Source organism: Mesorhizobium sp. WSM4806 (assembly GCF_055811635.1).
On the sequence record NZ_JBVVQZ010000003.1, the window covers coordinates 255,593 to 276,490 of the forward strand.

17 protein-coding genes and 2 pseudogenes are annotated in these 20,898 nt (G+C 58.8%); 8 read left to right on the forward strand and 11 right to left on the reverse strand.

Annotated features, from left to right (window positions below; all coding sequences use genetic code 11):
- Nucleotides 1-210: 210 nt before the first annotated feature.
- Complete coding sequence (locus AC0L2M_RS06670; protein ID WP_473534392.1) at nucleotides 211-561, reverse strand: hypothetical protein; 351 nt, start codon at nucleotides 559-561, stop codon at nucleotides 211-213.
- A 730-nt stretch (nucleotides 562-1,291) separates the two neighbouring features.
- Between AC0L2M_RS06670 and AC0L2M_RS06675 the strand changes: the two genes are divergently transcribed.
- Together AC0L2M_RS06675 and AC0L2M_RS06680 are read left to right on the forward strand one after the other, a co-directional pair.
- Nucleotides 1,292-2,884 (forward strand): hypothetical protein, encoded by a 1,593-nt coding sequence (locus AC0L2M_RS06675; RefSeq protein ID WP_473534393.1) that lies wholly within the window; start codon nucleotides 1,292-1,294, stop codon nucleotides 2,882-2,884.
- Nucleotides 2,868-4,079 carry a PAN domain-containing protein gene (locus AC0L2M_RS06680; RefSeq protein WP_473534394.1) on the forward strand — a complete coding sequence of 404 codons (1,212 nt, stop codon included), beginning with the start codon at nucleotides 2,868-2,870 and terminating at the stop codon, nucleotides 4,077-4,079. Before AC0L2M_RS06675 ends, AC0L2M_RS06680 begins: the two co-directional genes overlap by 17 nt.
- 778 nt (nucleotides 4,080-4,857) lie before the next feature.
- On the opposite strand, the gene AC0L2M_RS06685 is transcribed toward AC0L2M_RS06680, so the two are convergent.
- Complete coding sequence (locus AC0L2M_RS06685; protein WP_473534395.1) at nucleotides 4,858-6,027, reverse strand: recombinase family protein; 1,170 nt, start codon at nucleotides 6,025-6,027, stop codon at nucleotides 4,858-4,860.
- A 63-nt stretch (nucleotides 6,028-6,090) separates the two neighbouring features.
- Between AC0L2M_RS06685 and AC0L2M_RS06690 the strand changes: the two genes are divergently transcribed.
- Entirely contained in the window at nucleotides 6,091-6,288 is a 198-nt protein-coding gene (locus AC0L2M_RS06690; RefSeq protein ID WP_473534494.1) for an nSTAND1 domain-containing NTPase, read from the forward strand.
- Here AC0L2M_RS06690 and AC0L2M_RS06695 read toward each other — a convergent pair.
- From AC0L2M_RS06695 to AC0L2M_RS06735, 9 genes and pseudogenes are all read right to left on the reverse strand, one after another.
- Nucleotides 6,207-6,431, reverse strand: a pseudogene (locus AC0L2M_RS06695) (NAD-dependent epimerase/dehydratase family protein); the annotation flags it as partial. The gene AC0L2M_RS06690 and the pseudogene AC0L2M_RS06695 overlap by 82 nt on opposite strands.
- Before the next feature lie 15 nt (nucleotides 6,432-6,446).
- Nucleotides 6,447-7,517, reverse strand: coding sequence for a GDP-mannose 4,6-dehydratase (gmd, locus tag AC0L2M_RS06700; RefSeq protein WP_473534396.1), 1,071 nt, complete (start codon nucleotides 7,515-7,517; stop codon nucleotides 6,447-6,449).
- A 610-nt stretch (nucleotides 7,518-8,127) separates the two neighbouring features.
- Entirely contained in the window at nucleotides 8,128-8,916 is a 789-nt protein-coding gene (locus AC0L2M_RS06705) for a hypothetical protein (protein WP_473534397.1), read from the reverse strand.
- Between the two features lie 41 nt (nucleotides 8,917-8,957).
- Nucleotides 8,958-10,295 (reverse strand): NAD(P)H-dependent oxidoreductase, encoded by a 1,338-nt coding sequence (locus AC0L2M_RS06710; protein WP_473534398.1) that lies wholly within the window; start codon nucleotides 10,293-10,295, stop codon nucleotides 8,958-8,960.
- Nucleotides 10,296-10,341: 46 nt separating this feature from the next.
- Nucleotides 10,342-10,875, reverse strand: coding sequence for a dTDP-4-dehydrorhamnose 3,5-epimerase (gene rfbC / locus AC0L2M_RS06715; RefSeq protein WP_473534399.1), 534 nt, complete (start codon nucleotides 10,873-10,875; stop codon nucleotides 10,342-10,344).
- Nucleotides 10,876-10,977: 102 nt separating this feature from the next.
- Nucleotides 10,978-12,060 carry a GHMP family kinase ATP-binding protein gene (locus AC0L2M_RS06720; RefSeq protein WP_473534400.1) on the reverse strand — a complete coding sequence of 361 codons (1,083 nt, stop codon included), beginning with the start codon at nucleotides 12,058-12,060 and terminating at the stop codon, nucleotides 10,978-10,980.
- Nucleotides 12,061-12,093: 33 nt separating this feature from the next.
- Complete coding sequence (locus AC0L2M_RS06725) at nucleotides 12,094-13,149, reverse strand: NAD-dependent epimerase/dehydratase family protein (RefSeq protein WP_473534401.1); 1,056 nt, start codon at nucleotides 13,147-13,149, stop codon at nucleotides 12,094-12,096.
- A complete protein-coding gene (locus AC0L2M_RS06730; protein ID WP_473534402.1) occupies nucleotides 13,142-14,410 on the reverse strand; it encodes an HAD-IIIA family hydrolase in 1,269 nt (422 codons plus the stop codon). Before AC0L2M_RS06730 ends, AC0L2M_RS06725 begins: the two co-directional genes overlap by 8 nt.
- On the reverse strand, nucleotides 14,407-15,024 hold the full coding sequence (locus AC0L2M_RS06735; protein WP_473534403.1) for an SIS domain-containing protein: 618 nt from the start codon (nucleotides 15,022-15,024) through the stop codon (nucleotides 14,407-14,409). Before AC0L2M_RS06735 ends, AC0L2M_RS06730 begins: the two co-directional genes overlap by 4 nt.
- Before the next feature lie 166 nt (nucleotides 15,025-15,190).
- Between AC0L2M_RS06735 and AC0L2M_RS06740 the strand changes: the two are divergent.
- The 5 genes and pseudogenes from AC0L2M_RS06740 to AC0L2M_RS06760 form a co-directional block, all read left to right on the forward strand.
- Nucleotides 15,191-15,313 (forward strand): annotated as a pseudogene (locus tag AC0L2M_RS06740) (bifunctional Delta(1)-pyrroline-2-carboxylate/Delta(1)-piperideine-2-carboxylate reductase); the annotation flags it as partial.
- A gap of 164 nt (nucleotides 15,314-15,477) precedes the next feature.
- Nucleotides 15,478-16,266, forward strand: coding sequence for a WecB/TagA/CpsF family glycosyltransferase (locus AC0L2M_RS06745; protein ID WP_473534404.1), 789 nt, complete (start codon nucleotides 15,478-15,480; stop codon nucleotides 16,264-16,266).
- Nucleotides 16,267-16,430: 164 nt separating this feature from the next.
- Nucleotides 16,431-17,744, forward strand: a complete 1,314-nt coding sequence (locus AC0L2M_RS06750) for an oligosaccharide flippase family protein (protein ID WP_473534405.1) — start codon at nucleotides 16,431-16,433, stop codon at nucleotides 17,742-17,744.
- Between the two features lie 12 nt (nucleotides 17,745-17,756).
- Nucleotides 17,757-19,577 (forward strand): Wzz/FepE/Etk N-terminal domain-containing protein, encoded by a 1,821-nt coding sequence (locus AC0L2M_RS06755; RefSeq protein WP_473534406.1) that lies wholly within the window; start codon nucleotides 17,757-17,759, stop codon nucleotides 19,575-19,577.
- 8 nt (nucleotides 19,578-19,585) lie between these two features.
- Nucleotides 19,586-20,896 carry a hypothetical protein gene (locus AC0L2M_RS06760; RefSeq protein ID WP_473534407.1) on the forward strand — a complete coding sequence of 437 codons (1,311 nt, stop codon included), beginning with the start codon at nucleotides 19,586-19,588 and terminating at the stop codon, nucleotides 20,894-20,896.
- Nucleotides 20,897-20,898: the final 2 nt, after the last annotated feature.

Genomic DNA, 20,898 nt, shown 5'->3' on the forward strand with positions numbered 1-20,898 from the left:
GCTTACGCCTCCTTGAGTTCGCTGGCAGATGGCATCAGGACTATCGATAAGGCGTAGGTTGGGGACGCCGTAGACGATCGCAGTCACACCATCAGGGATGGCCCCTATTGGTTGGATTACAAGAATGCGCACCCCTGCCAACCATGCGATTAGGATGGCGACTATACAACTAGCGATCGCGAGGACAGCGGGCTTCCTCACACCGGCGCCCTATTGTCCGCATCCGACGATGGTGCCTGACGGCGTGATGGTGCATTCGTTTCCGTCGCTGTCCATTGAATGGACACCGCTGCTGTCAGACCAAGAGCGAATGGAATAGGATTTTCCATCGCTGTCGCTGCTGGTGATTTCTTGGCCGCCATTCGGCAGCTTCTGCGTATCAGTGTCGATCGAGTAGCTATTGCGCTCGGTGTCGTACGAGCGAATGTGTTGATCACCGTCAGGATCGGAGTAGGAATCGGTGCAAACTCTGTAGTCGCCTTCACCGACGCATTCAGCGTGGGCGTACGGCATGTAGCCAAATACAATTGCCGTAACCAGTGTTATGATTTTAGCCCTCATGGAAGTCCCCATCCCCAAAATACTCTACGCAGCAAAGATCACGCGACTAAATCGCTACGTTTTTCAGTCTAATATATTACTGCCAAGTATGCCCCTGCTGAACAATTGCGCAGTTTATGGAAGCCGTCAACGAAGAAATGAATTTGTTTTACGAGTCGATGCCGCGTTGAAATTCCGAGAGAAACGTTGCCTACCGCTTCGACAAGGTTTGCGGGGAAGCATGCGTAGGTTGTTGGGTCTTCTTTTACGCGGGTGCGGCGGCGAACGCGCAGGCGTTCACCTCCAACCTTTGTTAGCGGGCCGCACGTCTGTCTTGCAGTGACATGGAGTCGATCGTAATCCCAGTGCTTTGACCAGATGACGTGTTTTTCCGGGCGGCTTCGTCTGTAAGTCAGGCCTGGAGGAGTTACGAACCAAGGCCAAGCGTATTGCCTCCAAGTACGATGATTTGCGCCTCTGCTTGTCGCACGTGACCGATATGGCAGGTTTGAATTCCTGCTCGTGCTGACCTGCTGCATCAGTGTTGATCAAAAAGCAGGTCATCGTGCATTGTACCTGTTCTACGGTCCGAATGCAGGCATGCAGAGTAGTCCGGCAAGAAACGGTTGGCGGCGGCTTTAACTACGAGTCCCGATATTTGCCGGTTACGCATCAAGAACAGTTGCGAACATAGTTACTTTTCGGTGTAATGCCCGGAATCCGCGAGTGGGGTACGGGTTGGGGGTGTAAAATGCAAACGACGATGAGCCAAAAGCTCGCGACCTATGGGCAATGGACCTATAGAGGTGCGTGGGCGCTGGAGATAGCGGCGGCAACTATCGGTCTCACGACCGGTGTTGCGCTTGGTTATCAGGCCTTCGCGGCAAGCGAATCCGTCACTGCAATGGATTTGACGTTGGCGAGTGCGCCATTTCTCATGGTTGCGATTGCCGAGCTAACTAAGATCCCGATTGCGACGCTGCTTTTCAGCGTATCCTGGATCTGGAAGCCCATTGTGCTTGTCTTCCTCTTGATCCTGGCCGGTATCACCTTCGAGACGGTCTTCATGGGCATGGAGCGCGCAGGCGCGCTTCGTCAGCTCCGCTATGAGGAATTGGTCAACAAGATCGACGCGCTTGAACAGGAGGCTTCAAAGCTCGCCTCTGCGGACGAGCTGGGACGCAAATCTGACCAGGTTGACCAGGCTCGCGCCGAGTATGACGAAATCACTGCCCTGTCGGAAAAGTCCCGCGCCAGCTTTCAGACACAGATTGCGGAAGTCGATGCTGAATTGCAGGGGTCCACAGCTCTTACCCCGGAGGCGTCTCGTGTGCGCGACCAGATCGAAGAGAAAAATGCGGTTCGATCATCGCTGATTGAGCAGCGCGACGCTGAGATCAAGGGCGCCGTCGACCAATTTGAACGCCAGCGCGACAGCTTTGTTGAACGCATCAAGATGGCGCGAGACTCGGGCGATAGTGATTCAGCACGGAAGTTGGAAGCTGAGGTCGCAAAGCTGGCAAATCCACGATCCAAGATCGGTGCCAAATTCGATGCCCAGATCGATCCGCTGGATCAGGAGATAGCGTCTCTACGGTCCGATTTTGATCGGCTGCGCGCAAACAGCCCGCCGATGACAGCCGATCAGCGGCAAAAACTAACAGATCGGAGGTCGAATCTTGAGCAGACACGCGATGCAGACGCTGCAGGCTGGCAGAGAAGGCTCGACGATGCGGGTAAGAGGCTGGCCAACGCCCAGAGCACTGAAGCCAACAAGGCGACCGTGTCCGCGCAAAATCAGGTTAGGCAGGATCAAATTGCCAAGGAACTCGCGGCCCTGGAAAAGGAGCGGATTCCAATGGCGCGCACCGACCAAGTCCGAAGAATTGCGGCCAGGTGGTACGGTGTAAAGCCGGAGAAGGTGACACCTGAACAGGCAGGTGTGATCTCAGTCATTTGGTTTAGTTCGTTGGCGGTGATCGCGGCTCTGGCAGGGCCAATCACAGCGATGGTTGCACTCGCTCTGCAGCGGATAGCCGCTCGCGGAGAAGTCCAGTCGCAAAGTCGTCTGTCGTCTCTTATTCGCCGCATGCTGTTGAGATGGCGGTGGCGCCGCGTTCGTACGATCGAAGTGCCGGTCGAAAAAATCGTTGAGAAAGAAGTCGAGAAGCGTGTCGACGTGCCCGTCGAGATTGAAAAGGTCGTCAAAGAAATCCTCTACGTTCCGCTGTTCACTGATGATCCAGAGGTCCTGCGAACGACTTTGAACCAAGAGCTGCCGCCAGATGTTGCCGATCTGGTGAAGCTGTCGATGAAGGGGCAGGGCAATGCTCGTCCGGCATAATACGGCTCTTCTTGAGCAAGCCGTTGGCCTCGTCGTCAAGCGGTCCGCAATTCCAACGCTTCAGGCAGAGGCCGCTGCTCAGGACAAAGTCGCTAAAGCGGCGGCGCTCAGGCGGATGGCGACCGGAGGCGCGATTGCAGTGGCTGCAATTGGAATAGGCTTAGGTTTAAAGTTGGGACTTTGGCAAAAGCCCCAAGTAACTCCACCACCGACGACTTTTCCGCGGACAGAGTCCCCTGAGACGCCCGTGGAAAAGAAAGCGGATCGACCAACCGTACCGGTTCCCACCCCACGGCCGACGCAAGTGCCGGTCCCGCCCGCTCCGCCAAAAGATCCCGACGTCGTCACCGTGGACTTTACGAAGTTCGCTAATAAGACGGTCGATTTCCAAGGAGACAAATGGGAGTTGATTTCAGGCCATCATTTCAAGGATGAAAAAGACAGCTCCTGGGACACCGCTTGGTGCTATTCGCGCCGAGTGGTTGGCGGGGTCGACCTGAACGTTGAGCTCGTAAACAGACTAGGTCCAGATGCTCAACCGGTCTCTCCTATCTCGACACCGGAAACTTTAGCGCAAGTCGGCTTGACGGATGCCACGGCAAAGCAGTTGGCAACGAATTGTGCTTGGCTCGACGGCCGGGCTTTTGCCGCCGAGGATTTCGCAACAGATCCTCGTCGACAGACGGCCGGGTTGCCCCCCCAGCCACCAGCAATGCGCACTGGGCCGGACCCCGATGGTGGATTTGTCGTCGTGTCCGGATGGGACGCTATCGGGAACGACTTTCCCAATATGCCCATAAGAGGCATCACTGCCGAGGAATGCCAGAGTGCGTGCGACCGCGATTTCAAGTGTCTAGCCGTAACGTACAATACCAAATATCAGGCCTGCTTCATGAAAGGCGACGCGTCCATTCTTGTGAAGAGCGAAGATTCGTTCATGGCGGCCAAGAAGGTCGTGGAGAGCAACCTCCATTACTCGAATCTCGTGTTTGCAAAGAACACGGAAGTTTCGGGCGATCCCTACTGGTCAGGGCAACTGAGATATCCAGACTGCATTTTGCAGTGTGCGAATGAAAATTCGTGCCAGGGGTTCAATTTCCGCAGCAAGGAGATGTCGTGCACGCTGCTCAGCAACGTCTCGCAATCGTCGGACAATTCGGCGGTCGCCTCCGGAATTAAGAGCGTCGGGAACTAACAAAGCTGCACCGCCAAGGACGGCAAGCAATACGTCAACACCTATCCCTGGTTCCTCGATCTCGACAACGGCAAGATAGCAAGGATCGGCCTGCTTCGATTCCATCGCCTTCAACGATCTGTGGTCCTCGGTGAAGCCCTAGGTTCGTGAAGAGATGCACCGAGCAGCTGGCGCCGTGTTTCGAGGTTGCCCCGTGTCTGATTTCTGTGGCTATCAGCCGACAGCAGCCGGTCCGCTTCCTGCCAAATGCGGTCATTCTGGAGTATGACTCCCAACGCTTGCAAACGAGGCTAGGATGGGCTGTATGGCGTCACGGGAGCATGCGGAACGATACGGGAAGATTTCTGATTTTGGCCCACGAAAAACGCAACAAAATCAAGGATTTTAATACACCCTCCGGGCCCACCATTCAGTCCACCGGATTTCCGGGTTTTTCGCCCGTCTCAGAATAGCTACGACATGTCCGTGGGTTAGCGCCGAGTAGTGGGCAACACTTGGCTGAGGCTCCGCAGTGAGCGTCCAAAACACCTGACTTTTGGCCGTCCGTCTCTGTCGGGCGAATTCCGTAGCCAAGTGTTTGGCAAAGCGATGGTTGGCTGATCAGCCAGATGCACGCCGGATTGGTGTCAGAAGCCGAGGAGAGCAGTCTGGCTGGTCCAGGCGTGTGGCAGGTCAGAGACCCGCAAGAGTCTGTGCGCCGTCAGTTGGACAGGCTGATCACCGGCAACGATGCTGGCCGTTATTTTCGGAGCGAGGAACGCGAAGGGAAGAAGTCGACTCACCTCAGACGTGTCGGTGCCATTGAGCATGGCAACGTCGGTGACGCTGCGGTTGCTCCGTCCGTAAGTTGCTCCAGGTAGAGGCGGGCTCGACGCACAAGGTCGATTAAGGCGCCGTCGGGTTCTCGGCTGATGTTGGACCCGTCTGTAAGCACGATCCGCGTCTCGACACCGCGCCGCTTCATACCGCTTGGACATTCGATCGAAGTTACTTGGGCGCTATCGTTGGGAGGCAGAGTACGGTCGAGAAGCAATTCCGATAGCGAGCGGCAATCGAGTTCGATCGTCAACGATCCGGGCTTGAGGGTGATCCTCCGAACGATCTTTTGAAGCATAAATCGCTTCGCTTCCGCAGTGTCTGATGCCCAGCACGACCGCATCACTTCTGCCCGCCGCATCGCCGACTGAATTTCGCCAGCGTCGGCCCATTGCTGAATCCAACCAGACAGTTGGGCCTGATCACTGAGAATTCGATTCAGGCGATGCTCAACAACTGATTCAAGTGTGGGCGCTGGAAGACGCCAACCCGATGACCCTTTCCGGCGCTCATCGACGAATTGCTTTGAGACATAGTATCGGTAGCGGACACCTTGCTTGTTGGCATGAACCGATCGCAATTTCTCGCCGGCTTCGTCGACGATCAAACCGGTGAGCAGATGAGGCTGCGTGACATTGGACTGGCTTCGCCGCCGTGGCGCTTGCGAGGCGAGAAGTGCCTGGGCCTCCTCGAATGTGGCAGACGTGACGATCGGCTCGTGCTCTCCATCGTAGACCTGATCCTTGTGCCTGATCTTGCCGATGTAGATCGGGTTCGAAAGCAGGTGGTAGAGATTGCCGCGACCAAACGGCATTGTGACGGCAACAGATCCGTCTTTGCGTTGTCGCGTCCTTGCCGAGAGCCCGTCACTCGACTCATCGACAAGATCCCGGACCGACTTCAGGGCGAGATAGCGATCGAATAGGTGTCTAACTGTTTGCGCTTCGGTTTCGTCAATCGCCAGCTTGCGGTTGTCGACGCGATAGCCCAGGGGCACCACGCCGCCCATCCACATGCCTTTCTTCTTCGATGCGGCGATCTTGTCGCGGATACGCTCTGCTGTGACCTCTCGCTCGAACTGAGCGAAGGACAAAAGCACGTTGAGCGTGAGCCTGCCGAGATTGACGAGCAAGCTGAAGGTTTTATCCAGGCCACCGGCGCGCGCATCGAGAGCGGCGGCAGCCGTGCATGTTATGTGCGCGATGCCGGCGCCGAGCGGGCGCTCGTGGTTCTCGGCGCTTCAGGAGCTGGCAAGTCGTCGTTCCTGCGAGCGGGGTTGTGGCCGCGCCTGCGCCGGATGACATTCGCTTCGAGAATCCCGCCGACCTTTGCGGCTGCAAGGACCACGGCGTGGGGCCTGGTTTCTGTCATCCAGCGATACACGGCGTCCTGATTTCGAAGGTCGAGAACGTCGCGCGGAGCCATTAGGACCTCGCAGTTTTCCTCCTCCAATCGCCGCGCCACAGCCGAGCCGACCATGCCGCGGTGGCCAGCCACGAATACGCGTTTTGCGTCGAGCCGATAAGTGTAGTCCATGACCGGTGGCCCACTCTAGACGCTACTGTCCATGTGCCAGCTCTCTCGCTCCAGACGTTTCAGATCGGCGGCCACCATTTCCGCCACGAGGTCGCTGAACGTCGTCTTAGGCGACCAGCCGAGCTTTGAGCGGGCTTTCGCCGGATTTCCCATCAGGAGATCGACGTCCGTCGGACGGAAATGGCGTGGGTCGACTCGGACGAGGATCTCTCCTGTCTTGCCATCCCGGCCGATCTCGTCCACCCCCTTACCTTCCCAGACGATGACGCGGCCGACTGCCCGAAAGGCACGTTCCACGAACTCGCGCACCGAATGGATTTCGCCCGTGGCGAGGACGAAGTCGTCAGGCTCGGCGTGCAGAAGAATCCGCCACATGCCCTCCACATAGTCGCGAGCATGCCCCCAGTCGCGTTTCGCGTCCAGATTTCCAAGATAGAGGGTGGACTGAAAGCCCCGCTCGATACCTGCAACCGCACGTGTGATCTTGCGGGTCACAAACGTCTCGCCGCGCGTGGGACCTTCATGATTAAACAGTATGCCATTGGAAGCGAACATTCCGTACGCTTCACGGTAAGTGATCGTGATCCAATAGGCATAGAGTTTGGCCGCCGCATAGGGAGAGCGCGGGTAGAACGGCGTCTTCTCCGTCTGGGGCACCTCCTGGACTTTGCCGAACAGCTCGGAGGTTGACGCTTGATAAAAGCGCACCCGCTCTTCCATCTTCAGGATGCGTATGGCTTCAAGCAGCCTGAGTGTGCCAAGGGCATCGGCGTTGCCGGTATATTCCGGCGTCTCGAAGCTTACCTGGACATGGCTTTGGGCCGCAAGATTGTAGATTTCGGTAGGGCACGTCTGCTGAATGATACGAATGAGATTGGTCGCATCGGTCAGGTCGGCGTAGTGGAGAAAGAAGCGTGCGTCCGGTTCGTGCGGATCGACGTAGATGTCGTCGATGCGTTCGGTATTGAAGGAGGAGGATCTGCGTTTCAGTCCGTGGACAGTATAGCCTTTCTCCAGCAGCAGTCTTGCAAGGTAGGCACCGTCCTGACCGGTCACACCAGTTATGAGCGCAATGCGATCTGTCATCGTGTCCCATCCAATCGTTGAGGGCTGTGGTGGCGCCGTCGAGCTACGGTCCGCCCCCGCACTCCTCAAATGAAAGGCGAAAGCGCTGTGTTCGACCAGAGTGTCATTGTGGGAGGCACGCCACCAAACGGAGGTAATCCCACCGCTCAATGCCCGTCACAGCTACTTCCCGTGCGTCCCCTTTCTGCTTGGCTAGCCTCGTCGGACGTAGCCGCCCGCCGCGAGCCGTCAGTTCACAAGCGCTTGCGCCCATGCTGCCGTCGGCAATGCCGAACATGTGGGTCGTTTGACCAGTGCGGCGCGGCCATGCCGGCTGAGAAACGTTCGCGTCCAGCCTGTATCTCGGGTCACCTGGCAAGCGTGGCGTCGGGGCGCTTGTTGCCGACGATCCCCGCCACCGACGCTGGCTTGTCGAAGTTCTCGTAAGGCTTGTTATCGCGTCAGCAAAAATGACAATTCGTGCCCGCAGGAGAAACCGTGGAGGGGCCTTATCCAGCTGCCGGATTTTTGACCTGTTGCATTGAGGTAATTCGCCGCTGTTGCGAACCCTTCAGCATGATTGTTGTTGCTTGGCCAAGATGACGTTTCCTGGCCGGCTTCACACCAGTTCCTACTGGAGAAGCCCTTTGGCAAGTTCGCGCAAGTCCTGAAACGCAATAACAAGGTATGAGACCAGAAAGCTGCACAGATAGAAGCTTGGTGCGGCGCCGCGCTCCCACCGGAGAAACAAGGCGCCGAGTTCAAGGCTCGGGCGCGTTTGTGCTAGCCATGCCAGGGTCGCGGCCAAGGCGAGGCTACCCAGAGCATTGGTCGGATAATGCAGCCCCAAGTAGACTCGCGCAAGCTCTATTACCAAGGTGCAGGCCAGGGCGAGGAGTCCAAGTTCGAAGCGAACGAGAAGAATGGCGATCGCTAAACCCGCGAACAGAACCGCTCGCTCACTGGGGAACCCGGGGCTGCCGGCGAACGGCGCTGAGCGCAGGACGGCAGCGTCGCCCAGAACCTCCGGGATATGAAGCCCAAGTGCGGCGTCAAAAATCGGCTTTGGCGTCGTCGGCAGAGTGCCCTGCAGGAAATGCGCGACGAGCGCCGCGAGGACAGCTGCGCAGACGCCGCTCACCAGCCTTGCCCTCGATTCCGGCCTGTCATGGGCGAACCAGCAGTACCAAAGCAAGGACACAACTATAGCGCCCTCGGTTGTTGGGTAGACGGCACCGAAAGCGAGCCGGCTGGCGAAGGGCTGATTGCTCGCTACGGTGTTAATGGCCTTTACGAGGGGCCTGTCGATCCAATCCGGGTTAAGGGCCAGGAAAGTCGTACCCACAAAGAGGAGGCAAAGCGCGGCGGCATGCTTCAGGTAATGGAAGTCGGATAGCATTCGCGCCATCGGTTCGGCCATCTCGAACCTCCTCGGGCTCGGTCTGCGGAACATCCCGCTAACTAAGCGGTTGTAAGAACCTCGCGCTGCGGTGACGCGGCAGAGCTGCCGAAGAAGACAAGATCCTGCGCCCGGCGCAGCGCGTCGCACAGCCGCCCTATCGGAAGATCGATGTCGTCATAGCCGAGCACCTCGTCGCGCTTGACGTCGCGCAGCAGTCGGCAGCCCTCGGCGAGCCCGATCGGCACAAGCCGCTCGGCGTGCACCGTCCGCGCGTTCTCGCAGAGGCCATAGGTCATGTAATGTCCGAGGCCATCGAGGATCTCTCCGGCACTAAGGTCCCGCTTGGCGGCGGCCACCACGTCAACGGTCGGCGCGCCCAGGGGCGCAATCGCAGCATCGCGGAAGATCGCGGCCCTCGCCACTGTGAAGGGCACCTCGAAATGACACAGATGATAAGGCCAATAGAAACAGTAGAGCGGCCCGGGGCCCATCTTGTAGAGTGACAGATAGTGTTTCTCGACGGCATTCTCAGTGGTGCCAAGAACGAAGACGCCGGGGTTGGGCATGGCGCCGACACAATAATCAACTATCCCCGGCCCCTCGAGGAGCTGATTGAGCGGATACCAGCCGACCGCCTCCTGGATCGGGGTCCCGGGCTCGACCACAGGCCCGTACATGCCGCGCTTGGCCACCAGCATGCCTGTGGCGTTGGCGACGATGGCGTTCTCGAATGAGATCTTCGTGCCGTCCGCGAAGGAAGTGACCATCGGGGCCTTCATCCCCCATTTCTTGGCAAATCCCTCCTGGGTCGTCGGATTTCGGTAGGGATCGTGCAGGCCCTTGATGTTCCCGCAAAGCACGGGACGTATGCCCAGGCCCCTGACCCAACGGTAGAGGTTCATGATGACGCCGGGCTGATCCCCCTCCACATTGGTGAGGACCACGCCTGCCTGGTCGGCATACACTTTCAGGATTGGGCCGATCGTGCCGTCGAGTTCGGCATTCATCAGGGCGACATGCTTGCCGTGCCCGATCGCGCGCATTGTGACGTGGGCAGCGAACTCGATCGCGCCTGTCGCCTCGACGACGATGTCGATGCCTTCGGCCTCGCAAATGTGCATCGGGTCCGCCGTGATCGCGCGGCGGCCGCGGGCCACGAGATCCTCAAGCGCTTTGGTGCTGGTCGCCTCCGTCACATCGTCCGCGCCTGCAGCGGCATAGGCCTCTCTCGCCTTTTCCACGTGTCTGTTGGAAATGGCTACGAGTTCCATGCCCGGAACATATCGCAGCATCTGCATCGCGATGCCTCGGGCCATGAAACCGGCCCCCACCATACCCACGCGAATTGGACGCCCCTCAGCCTGGAGCAACTCCAACTCCCTGTCGACGATGAACATTTGCGTCTCCTCTGTAGCGCTCCCGCAAGTTCGTCGCCGAGAAAGGTCAGTCGGCGTAGTCCGGCCAAGTCCGGTCCTTATCTGAGATCACCGCCGGCTCATCCACTGGCCACTTCACGGCGAAAGCAGAATCGTTCCAACGAACACCGCGTTCGGCTGCCGGTGCATAGAATTCGGAGACGAGATACGTGGCCTCGGTTTGGTCCTCAATGGTGAGAAAAGCATTCGCGCAGCCCTTCGGTATCACCAGCATCCGTTGGTTCGCCGCGGAAAGTTCCACAGTGAGGTGCTGCTTATAGGTGGGCGACTCGGGCCGCAGGTCGATCAACACGTCGTACAGGCTGCCCCGGATGCAGCGAAGCATCTTGTCCTCGCCATGGGGAGCCAGCTGGTAGTGGAAGCCGCGCAGTGTATGCTTGTGCCTGTTGAATGAAATATTCATCTGCACGACATGATCCGGAAGTCCCTGCTCGGCAAATTCCCGTGAACACCAGCCGCGCGCGAAAAAGCCCCGCTCGTCTTCGAATTTCTGCAGTTCCACCAGGGTGGCGCCGGGAATATCGGTCTTTGTGAAAACCATCGTAGATCCATTGATCAAATGAGTGTCACGTCGGGTCGCATCTCCGACGCTCTCCTCATGGTTGCTCTCGCCGGCGATCCGCTTGTGCGATCGGGGACGGCATTAGACTTGCGCCGGATGCAAGAGCCGCGAGCCGTGGACTTCATAGCCGATAGGCACATAGGCTAGGTGTGAAAGTGCGCGTCTTACGCTTTCCCGGCGTTCCGGCTTGACCGCGAACATAAGGAACCCGCCGCCGCCGGCGCCGCACAGCTTGCCGCCTTCCGCGCCTGCGTCCCTGGCGAGGTCGTAGTGGCCATTGATCGCCGCGTTACTCACGCGGGACGCCAAACTCCGCTTCATCTCCCACCCTGCGTGAAGGACGGCACCGAAGCGTTCTATGTCGATGACGGGCTCCGAAAAGATCTCCTGAAGCATGAAGGCATCGTCCCGCATCCGCCTGAGCGTATCGAGATTGCTTGACGTGTTCGCCTTCTGCTCTGCCAGCACGGAACTGGCCGGTCGCTGATGCGATGTCCAGAACATCATCAGGTTGCTGAAGAGATGTTCGACGGCGCCATTGCGCACCCGCTGCGGCTCGACCGTTACCGCGCCGCCAGGCTGGAAGCGGAACAGGTTCATGCCCCCGAACGCGGCGGCATACTGGTCCTGCTTGCCAATCGGCTCCTTGAGGATGTGCATCTCGATGTGACATGCCTCTTCGGCGAGTTGGCCAGGGGTGACACGTTCTCCCCGGAATGCATGCAGGGCGTTGAGCAGTCCCACCGTGAACGAGCTCGACCCCCCCATGCCCGTCGAGGCCGGCATGTCTCCGACCGTCGAGATGTAAATGGGCGGTTCGACCTCCAGGAAACGCAGGCATTCGCGAGCGATGTTGTTCTTGATCTCCCCAATGGTGTTTACCTGCTCTGTCTGTGAATAGTTCAAGCGGATGGGTTCATTAAAAATCTCGCTGTGACGCTTGACGGTGACATAGATGTACTTGTCCACTGCCGCGCTGAAGACCGCGCCGCAATCGAGATTGTAGAAATCGGGCAGGTCGGTACCGCCGCCAGCAAAACTGACGCGCAAAGGAGTGCGCGTCAGGACGAGAGACGGTAGACGCTGTGCAGCGCGGTCGATGATGGTCGGAAGGTCCAGTCCTGAGCGGCGCCCCACGGCTTTGGTATCGTCTAGCTGTTCCATATTTTGCCCTCACGAAAATCAACGGAATGAAAATTAGGCAACACGCGGCTGTGCGGTTCGCCAGCGCAGCTGATCATCGAGCATCCCCGCCTTGAGCAAATGATCGAGCCAGCGCAGCCGCGTGAAGCGCTTGTCGGTAAAGTCTTCAAATCTAAGTGCGATCGAGCGGAACGCCTCGTAAAGCTCCTGCGCTCCCTTTCGCGCCGTCGACTGAAACTCGAAATCCGGGAAAGTCCGTGAGAACTTGGTGAAGTCCGCCTTGTAGGTCCTTTGGTCCGCGCCCGGCTTCGGTGTCATTGTGAGCTGCGCGCCGGGGACGGCCTCAACGGCGATCTCCGCTATCTCGCGCACCTGAAGATTGAGGCCTTCAACACCCATGTTGAACGCCTCATTGTGAATGTCCTGTAGCGGCGCCTCCAGCATCAATTTGAAATAGCGCGCGACATCCTGGACATGAACCACGGGCCGCCATGGCGTGCCATCGCTGTGGACTTCGACACGTCCAGTTGTGAAGGCGCTGCCCATGAAATTGTTCAGCACGGTGTCGAAGCGCATTCGCGGCGAGAGACCATAGACGGTGCCGTTGCGGCAATAGACGGGCGAGAACCGGTCGTCCGCCAGCGAGCGCAGCGCTTCTTCGGCAACAGCCTTCGATCTTGCGTACTCTGTTTGCGGCGCCAGCGGGGCGGTTTCGTCGACGACGGCTGCTTTCGACATGCCATACATGATGCAGGAGGAGGAAAATAGGAACCGCCGGATGCCGGCCGCCTTAGCCATCGTGGCCAGACGAACTGTCCCGTCCGCATTGATCTGCCTCGTCCAATCCGCGTTGAGATTTCCGATCGGGTCGTTCGAGAGTGCCGCCAGATGGATCACCGCGTCAAAGCCTTGGAGTTCCGGGGGTTCGATGGCGCGCAGATCCTTTGTGATCTCGGGCACACTGGTATTGTCGGCTCCCAGGGTGCACGCACGAAAATATCCCACGTCCAACCCGACCACCTGATAGCCCGCTGCCTGCAACACGGGCACTATGACAGAACCGAGATATCCATTGTGTCCGGTGACGAGAACGCGTGTTGGTTCATTCATGTCTGCCCTGCTCCGCTTTCGAAAGAAGTTGACGGGTGAGGTCCAGAAGCGAGCATTGCTCGCTTACTTGCGCATATAGGCAGTCCGCGGCTTCGGCCGCTTGACGGTCACGATCGTCATCGCCGACAAAGAGTGTGCGTGTGAGGTCGAGATCAAAGTCGCGCTGTGCCTGATACAGCATGCCGGGTTTGGGCTTGCGGCAGTCGCAGCCGTCGTCCCAGCCATGTGGGCAGTGGTAGATCTCCGCGATTTTGCCGCCGACGGCTTCGGACTCGGCGCACATGCGCTGGTGAAGCGCCTCGAGATCAGCGGCGGTCATCGCTCCGCGCGCTATCCCTGCCTGGTTCGAGATGATGATTACGCGGTAGCCGGCCTCGTTCAGAAGGGCCAACGCCTGCTTTGCACCCGGAACCCACTCCCACTGGTCCCATGAACACACATATTGAGCCCGTGGCGGTCTGCAGTTGAGTACGCCGTCCCTATCTACGAGCATGGTTTTTTCGCGCCTCATAAAGCGCTCCGTCGCGGGTAGACGCTCGATCGAACCCACGCTGTAATAGCGGTGCTCGCTCACGAAGCTGGCGAGGCGATGCTGCGTCGCGAGCGGCGTGTAGATGGCCTCCTCGAAGAGGACGTCCTCGTCGGGCAGGAGTTCGAGGGCGAGATCGGTCAGTATGGCATAGCTGATCTCGACTCCCTGCAGCCCGGGCGTGGTGCGGAGCCGGTCGAAGACGGTCACATTGTCGTCCGCATCAAGGATCACGCTGCCGCGTGAATAGCCGTCCTTGTTGCTGTAGACCGTGATCATTCCAGGCTTGCCGGCCGCACAGAAGCGTTGCCACAGCCGCTCCATGCGCATCGGCCAGTAATTGTCACAATACAGCAGCAGGAAGCACGGATCTATGAGGTGACGGGCATTGGATACCCGGCTGCTGGTGAGGTCGTCGGGACGGGTGACGGCATATTCGATACTGAGGCCCAACCTGCTGCCGTCGCCGAAGTGGTCCATCACCACATGGGGCAAATACCCGAGTAGAAGAAGAACCCTTTCGAACCCCTCCTGCCGCAGCTGTTCGATCTGGTATTCCAAAAAAGGCCGGCCGAGCACGGGCACCATTGGTTTCGGGCGGTCGAGTGTGATCGGCCGCATGCGCGTGCCACGCCCGCCGGCCAGGATGACCGCCTGGCGCGGCCGGCTGTAGGTGCGGCCCTCGACATTTGCCTTTTGCAGGCGGGGAGAGCTCGGCAGGACAATATTCATTGACCGCGCTCCGGTCGGTCGGCGACGAGGTATCGCGTGATGGCATGACAGATCGCGGCGTGGGCGTCCTCGACGAGTTCGTAGGTGCCTTTTTCAGACCGCACCCATACTGGCTGATCGACGAGCTCTTTAAGCGTGCCGCCGTCAAAACCGACAATGCCGATCGTGGCTACCTTCCTTTCGCGAGCGAGTTCGACTGCCCGCACGAGATTAAACGAGTTCCCGCTGGCTGAAATCACTATGAGCACGTCACCCGGCTTGGCGAAGTTCTCCATCTGGCCGGCAAAGATGCGCTCGTAGCCTTCGTCATTGCCGAGCGCCGTTATCCAGGAGACGTTGTCTGTCAGGCCCATGACCCGGATTGGCCGCCTTCCCGAGCGTTTCGTGGCCTTACCGAGGTCATTGACCCAGTGGGAGGCGGTCGCTGCGCTGCCGCCGTTGCCGGCGACGAAGACTGTGCCGCCTGCATCGCGTACGGCGCGCAGCATCTGTATCGCCTCCTCCACGGCATCCGTATCGATCTGCGCCAATGCGATGCACAGCGATGCCAGATAATCCTGCGCGAATTCTTTGGGCTGCAACCAGAGGGCATCATCCGCGAACATTTGCGACATCTCACCACTCCCTGATCGATCGCGAGCTCTGTCACCTCGATTGCTGATAGGTGAGCTCCATCACAGCCTGCGAGCACTTCGAGTTCAATTGCTATTCCGACGGGAAGCTGGCGGGCGGCGCGCTCACCGGAGGTACCTAAAAGGAAACTCCCTTGTTCTCTCCGTTGCGGCCGGCACGTCGTCAGGCGGCCATATCGGCGTCAAGATCGTCACAGTGTCGCCCGACAACAATGCCGTAGGCAAACCCGCGGTGATGGGGCTTTGCCTCCTGCTCGACGACGCGACGGGCTGCGCATTTCATGCGCTCTTTCGGCACCACGAAGAGAACGAGGGAGTTTCCTTTTAGGTACCTCTGGTGAGCGCCCCGCCCGCCAGCTTCCCGTCGGAATAGCAATTGAACTCGAAGTGCTCGCAGGCTGTGATGAAGCTCACCTATCAGCAATCGAGGGTGGCATGACAGAACTCGCGATCGATCCGGGACAGTTGCGCGAGCAAGTGCTTGAGATACCCGTGCACGCCCTTGACTGGGCGCAGGCAGTCAACTGCGTCTTCGACTGGGCCCTACGGCGAGAGAGCCGAACGGTTTTCCTGGGCAATGTCCACAGTGTCGTCACCGCCCGCCGCAATCGCGCCCATGCCGAAGCGATGGAAAGCGCCGACCTTGTCGCGCCGGATGGAGCGCCGGTAGCCTGGGTCCTGAGGCGGCAGGGACACCCGGATCAGCCGCGCATCAGCGGACCGGACCTGATGTGGATTTGTTGCCGGAGAGCGTCAGAACTCGGCACGGAAATGTTCCTGTACGGCGGCAGCCCCGGCACCCTCCAGCGTCTTGAACATTGCATTCGAACCGAGTTTGCCGGCATAAACATCGTGGGCTCTTACTCACCTCCGCGCCGCCCTCTGTCGGCCGAGGAGGATGAGGTAGTGGTCAGAATGATCAATCAGTCCGGTGCGAGGATCGTGTGGGTGGGGCTCGGATGTCCCAAGCAGGAAAGCTGGATGCAGGCGCATCGCGGCCGGATCAATGCGGTCATGCTGGGGGTAGGAGCAGCTTTCGATTTCCACGCCGGAGACGTCAGGCGGGCGCCGCAATGGATGCAGAGGAGCGGGCTGGAATGGCTGCACCGGCTCTTCCAGGATCCCCGCCGCTTGGCGAGCAGGTATCTCGTGACGAACAGCCTGTTCATCCTGGCTTTGCTGCAGGCATCGCTCCTTCCCGGGCGCGGAGTTCGTAACGATTAGAGGGAGGGCGGAACCAGTGAACACACTCGGACCGCCGTGTTGCCGATTTGCGCCAACTCCTCCACGGGCGGCTGTTTTTGGCTCTGCTGCTGGGAGGCGGCGCTGCCCATATCTGGACGGTGTGGTTTGCATTGCCTCGACAGGCACCTGACGGGAGGCTCTCCATGACTCTGAGCAAACAGGCCGCCAGTCTGGCTGTCCTGCATGCCACCGACGTCCTGCAGCCGCTGATCATCTTGCCCTATGCCGGGCGTGTCCTCGGACCCATGAGTTTCGGGCAGTACGCGTATGCGCTCGCCATCGGACAACTCGCTGCCGTCGCCGTGGCCTATGGATTTCACTGGACCGCGCAACGCAGAGTTGCTTCCCTTCGATACGAGCCGGCGGAGATCGCGTCACTCTTTGCTCAGGTCATGGTCACCAAGGCAGTGCTGTTCGCTGCCGTATGTCTGGTTGGTCTTGTGCTGGCCGGCGACGTCCTGGCGCTCGACAGGCCGACATTCCTGTGCGCGATGCTCTCGGCCGCCGGCGGCGTTATTTTTCCGGCCTGGCTCTTCGTCGGCCTGGAGCGCGCCTGGCAGGCGGCCGTCGCGGGGGTTGTCGCTCGCGTTCTGGCGCTCGTCTGTTTCGTCGCCATGGTTGCATCACCTGACCAGGTCGCGCTCGCCGTTGCCATCCAAAGCGCAGTTCCCGTCGTCAGTGGCGTCATTTGCTTACCCTTCATCCTTCCGATCGGGTTCGGCGGCTTCAGGTCCGTGACGCTTTCGACGATTGGAATGCAGCTACGCAACGGCTGGAGGGGATTCCTCTTCACCGCCGTGGATACTGCCCTCGTCACCCTCCCTGTCGCCCTTGTCGGACATTTCGCAGGTTATGTTGCAGCCGGACAATATTCTGTCGCCGAAAAATTCCTACTAGCCGCGCGGGTATTTTTCAGGTTGCTTATGGATACCCTCATACCGAGGGTTTCATACTACGCTCATGTCGACCCTGCTGCCGGGGTACAACTAATAAGGAGGTCACTATTCACCGTAGCAGGCGGAGCGGCGATGAGTATCGGAATGTTCTTTGTTGCTCCATATATAATATTGACCCTCTTTGGAGATGAATTTTCAGGAGCGACACCTATCGTGCGCGCAATGGCCATTATACCATTGCTGATGAACATAAATACATTCACATCAAATATATTCATGTTTAGTTACGGATACGAAAATGAATGGACCGCCCTTAACGCATCCGGTCTGCTGGTATTCCTGGTGGCCTCGTATTTTTTATCTTTCGTCATGGCAGAGCAAGCCATTGTTTATGCGATGGTGGCGAAGGAAGTCGTCGTGCTGGTGGTTTCAACCGGCTTCTTCCTCATTGGCGGAGCGGCCGTCCTTCGCACGGCGGCGGCTTGCGACGCAGGCCGGGTGCGAAGATGTCTGCCAGCGTCCGCGCCGTTGGAGCATGATGCCGATCGTTTCCGGCCGTAGGAGATTCTCTACATGTTCGCGTCCGATCACTTTGTCGTTCAGCCGTCCGGGTCGCCTCACCAGCCGATCCCCCCCAAGGATCGCGACGAGCTGACCGTGAAAGACATCTTGAGATTTGTTCGAAGCAGTTGGCGCCTTTGCCTCCTCTGGATGGTTTTGAGCCTCGGTGTCGGCGGCGCATATGCGGTCCTTTCGCCTGGATATTACACCGCCTATGCGACGATCCTCCTTTCACCTCCGCCCGCTTTGGAACCGGGCGAAGCTGAGGCAGATGAGCGGGTCTATGTAGAGAGCCAGATACAGGTCATTCAGTCGGACGAGGTCGTCGGACGCGTTGTTGACGACACTGACCTAGCAAACGAAGAGTTTGTGATGGATGACAGCTTGCGCGCGCGGATCTCCAGTTACGTGCGGAGCCAATTGGCGTCTCTCTTCGGCACCGAACTGCCGACGGTGGAGCCCAATATTCGGCATCAGGCGATGGTCCTTGTTAGGCGCGCGTTTTCCGTTCGTCAGTTGGGTTTCTCCAGCGCCGTCGAGATCGGGGTCACCTCTACCGATCCTCAGTTCTCGGCCATGCTCGCGAACGCGATCGCCGCCGGTTACATCGGAAATCAGCGCGAACGCCGGCGGGCTGCTCGCGCGGAAGAAACATCTGATCTGCACAAGCGGCTGGCGGAACTTCGGGAAAAGGCTTTTGTGACCGAATCACTGAAGGAACTCCCGTCGGACCCTGAATCCGCGGAGAGGGCAAGAGTCCTTTTCCGCGAGCAGCAGAGCGCGGCCGAGGTTTATCGCTCGCTTTACAATGCCCTACTGCAGCGGAGCCACTCCGATTTTAGCGCCTCGTCGCTGATCCCGAGCGCAAGGGTCATCACGGCGGCCGAACCGCCTCGCAAACGCAGTTGGCCGCCCACGGTCCTGGTGGTAGCGCTCTCCGTTATGGCGGGTGGGGTTGCCGGCGTTGGTCATGCATTGATCAGGCAAGCAATGAACCACCGCCTGATGACGGTCGAGGATGTGCACAGGTCGACCGGCCTCGATCGGATTGTAGGGATCCCCAGAATTCCCCGCCGCAGGTGGACTGTCGTGGGGCCATGCGAGCAGTCTTTGCAGCCCGTCTACTCAAAGGACGCTCCCGAGCTTCACAGCTCGCTGAGCAAGGTTGCCACTCGGATGCGCGGAGTTCAGGGCCACCAAGTGAGCAAGATTGCCACCCGGATGCGCGGAGTTCAGGGCCGCCAAGGCGGATTTGTAATCGGCGTTGCTTCACCCCTCGGCAAGTCCGGAAGCTCCACGGTGGCGGTTCATCTCGCAAGGGTCATTGCGGCGACCGGGCAAAAGACACTGCTCGTTGATGCCAATTGGCAAAAGCCATCAATGGACCAGCCAATGCTGAACGCGGAGCCAGGTCGCAAGCTCGCCAGGGCGTTTGCCACCATTCCCGCGGATCAGGAAGGGCTGGAAGTTCTGGCTCTCAGGCCCACGGGGTCAATCTCCGACTTGAATGCCTCGCTCTCCATCTCCGCTGCACTCCAGCATCTGCAGCAAGAATACAGTTGTATAGTGGTTGATTTTCACAGCACCGACCGCACCGCTGATCTGGAAGCGGCCATGGGCGTCATCAGCGAGGTCCTCCTGGTGCTGAAGGCACGCCGCACTTACGCGGACCATCTCGAGGGAATTCTGCGCATCATCCCCGCAGAGAAACTCTCGGCAGTAATTTTGACCAGGATCAACCGTGCGCCATCCTTCGCCGTGCGCCGCCGCACTGATCGCGGGAATCCACGCGGACCAATCTGGCTCGCGAAGGCTTTCAGTGCTAACCGGTGACACAGGCCATGGCCTCGCCAGCGACATTGTCACGCAGGAAGGGTTCAAAGCCGGTCGACCTCGTTTGCAGCCATTCCCCTGACGTGCTCGACTACACGCTCTTTCTCTCCGGCATTTGGCTGGCCTGCGCCCTGGCAATATCGCTTAAACTGCTTGGCCCTTTCTTCATAGTGATCCCGGTCGGTGTCTGTCTGGCCTATGCCGTGCTGCGGCAGACGGTGCCGCCTCGTCTGCTGGCGGTCTACACCGCCTTCTGCCTCTTCATTGCCCTGCTGTCCAGATACAGGCTGATGCCGGATTCCTGGCAGGTTTACTTCCTTCAAGAAGCAGTCATAAGGCAAATCGTCCCGATTGTGGGATTCTTCGCCGTCGCATGGGCATCCAAGGCTTATTTCCGCCGCAGGCTGAAGAGCGGCAATGCCTTTTTTGGGGCACCCGTTTTCCTGTTCCTGTCTCTCGTTGTCGCGCCGGCGGTGATGTTTCAGCAGGGTGTGCAATACGAGGGCGCACCTCCGGGAGCCACGATGCTGATTCTCTACGGCTCGCTCCTCAATAACATTGCAATTGCCGTGTTCTTCATTGCAGGCAGTATTTTTCTGACGAATGACTGGCGCCGCTACGGCGGCATTTTGCTCTTATTGGGATTTGCCCTTGTGAGCCCCTTGGGTCAGTTCAAGGTGCTCGCGGTCACCATAGTGGTCATTCTAATTGGCGTGCCAGGCCGATTGGTAGCTATAGCTCTGGCGACGGCATTAACTGCTGCCTATGCCCTCGGGCTGAATTTCATACCTCAAACCTTTGCCTTGGACCCGAACGCCGGGATCCGACTTGCGTTCATTTCGGACGCACTCGCATCCGTGGCGGATACATACGGCATTGGCATAGGATTTGGAAAAGAGTCGGTTCAGTGGCGATATGAGATCCCAGGTTTCTTGGATTTCACCTTTCTTCCTGACACCAGGAACATCACGCATGCCAGGATGCTTGAAATACTCTCAACGGGAATCCACAACTCGTTCCTTCAATCCATGCTGCGGACGGGAGTCATTGGATTCATTTTGATTGTATCTGCAATTGCGGCGGCGTTCCCACCACGCAGACTGCCGCGCGGCGTTCGAAACCATGCTTCGGCGGTCTTCGTCATGATTTTCCTCGCGATGTTCGTCAATGCAGTCCTGGAGACTCCTCTACAGATAGTGGGAATTGCATTCTCATACGGCTACCTGACTGCACTTCGCGCCACTGCTTGGGCCGAGGATGCGGAACCCGTTCCGCCAAATGGGATCGAAATGCAGCAAGGCGGTTCTTGGCGTACCTGACC

Excerpts from the sequence above, each read along its gene's own strand:
- AC0L2M_RS06670 (WP_473534392.1), bottom strand. The coding sequence starts at position 561 with ATGAGGGCTAAAATCATAACACTGGTTACGGCAATTGTATTTGGCTAC.
- AC0L2M_RS06675 (WP_473534393.1), top strand. The coding sequence starts at position 1,292 with ATGCAAACGACGATGAGCCAAAAGCTCGCGACCTATGGGCAATGGACC.
- AC0L2M_RS06680 (WP_473534394.1), top strand. The coding sequence starts at position 2,868 with ATGCTCGTCCGGCATAATACGGCTCTTCTTGAGCAAGCCGTTGGCCTC.
- gmd (WP_473534396.1), bottom strand. The coding sequence starts at position 7,517 with ATGACAGATCGCATTGCGCTCATAACTGGTGTGACCGGTCAGGACGGT.
- AC0L2M_RS06705 (WP_473534397.1), bottom strand. The coding sequence starts at position 8,916 with ATGGCCGAACCGATGGCGCGAATGCTATCCGACTTCCATTACCTGAAG.
- AC0L2M_RS06710 (WP_473534398.1), bottom strand. The coding sequence starts at position 10,295 with ATGTTCATCGTCGACAGGGAGTTGGAGTTGCTCCAGGCTGAGGGGCGT.
- rfbC (WP_473534399.1), bottom strand. The coding sequence starts at position 10,875 with ATGGTTTTCACAAAGACCGATATTCCCGGCGCCACCCTGGTGGAACTG.
- AC0L2M_RS06720 (WP_473534400.1), bottom strand. The coding sequence starts at position 12,060 with ATGGAACAGCTAGACGATACCAAAGCCGTGGGGCGCCGCTCAGGACTG.
- AC0L2M_RS06725 (WP_473534401.1), bottom strand. The coding sequence starts at position 13,149 with ATGAATGAACCAACACGCGTTCTCGTCACCGGACACAATGGATATCTC.
- AC0L2M_RS06730 (WP_473534402.1), bottom strand. The coding sequence starts at position 14,410 with ATGAATATTGTCCTGCCGAGCTCTCCCCGCCTGCAAAAGGCAAATGTC.
- AC0L2M_RS06735 (WP_473534403.1), bottom strand. The coding sequence starts at position 15,024 with ATGTCGCAAATGTTCGCGGATGATGCCCTCTGGTTGCAGCCCAAAGAA.
- AC0L2M_RS06745 (WP_473534404.1), top strand. The coding sequence starts at position 15,478 with ATGACAGAACTCGCGATCGATCCGGGACAGTTGCGCGAGCAAGTGCTT.
- AC0L2M_RS06750 (WP_473534405.1), top strand. The coding sequence starts at position 16,431 with ATGACTCTGAGCAAACAGGCCGCCAGTCTGGCTGTCCTGCATGCCACC.
- AC0L2M_RS06755 (WP_473534406.1), top strand. The coding sequence starts at position 17,757 with ATGTTCGCGTCCGATCACTTTGTCGTTCAGCCGTCCGGGTCGCCTCAC.
- AC0L2M_RS06760 (WP_473534407.1), top strand. The coding sequence starts at position 19,586 with ATGGCCTCGCCAGCGACATTGTCACGCAGGAAGGGTTCAAAGCCGGTC.